The following is a 527-nucleotide window of genomic DNA, read 5'->3' as shown; positions in this document are numbered from 1 at the left end:
ATTCATTCCCTGATTTGCCATTGTGGCAATTTGAACATCAAGCAAAGCCATATCAATATATTGGCCTAAACCCGTCACATGGCGCTTGAGTAAAGCAGCCTGTATGGCAATCGTAGAATAAAGTCCCCTGGCTAAGTCAGAAAATGCATCGCCTACTTTTTGTGGACCACCACCCGGCAAATCATCACGCTCACCTGTAACTGACATGAGTCCGCCCATGCCCTGAATAATAAAGTCATAACCGGGCTCTTCTGCTCTTGGGCCAGTTTGACCAAAACCAGTAATCGAGCAATACACCAGTTTAGGGTTAATCGCAGATAAAGACTCGTAATCCAAACCGTACTTCTTTAAAGAACCCGCTTTGTAGTTTTCAATCACGACATCGGTATCTTGAATAAGCGCTTTAATCAATTCTTGGCCATCAGGATTGGCAATGTCGATGGCAACCGATAGTTTATTGCGGTTGGTTGACTGATAATAAGCGGCTTCTTGAGTATCTTGGCCTGAGTCATCTTTCATCCATGGTG

General features: G+C 44.2%; 1 protein-coding gene. It reads right to left on the bottom strand.

Annotated features, from left to right (window positions below):
* On the bottom strand, positions 1–527 hold a 527-nt coding region (locus ABD296_RS50250; RefSeq protein ID WP_344285831.1), incomplete at both ends, for a CaiB/BaiF CoA transferase family protein.

Source organism: Actinomadura napierensis (assembly GCF_039529375.1).
Taxonomy (GTDB): Bacteria; Actinomycetota; Actinomycetes; order Streptosporangiales; family Streptosporangiaceae; genus Spirillospora; species Spirillospora napierensis.
The sequence above is the reverse complement of the archived record's forward strand: the minus strand, read 5'-3'. Positions and strand labels throughout refer to the sequence as shown.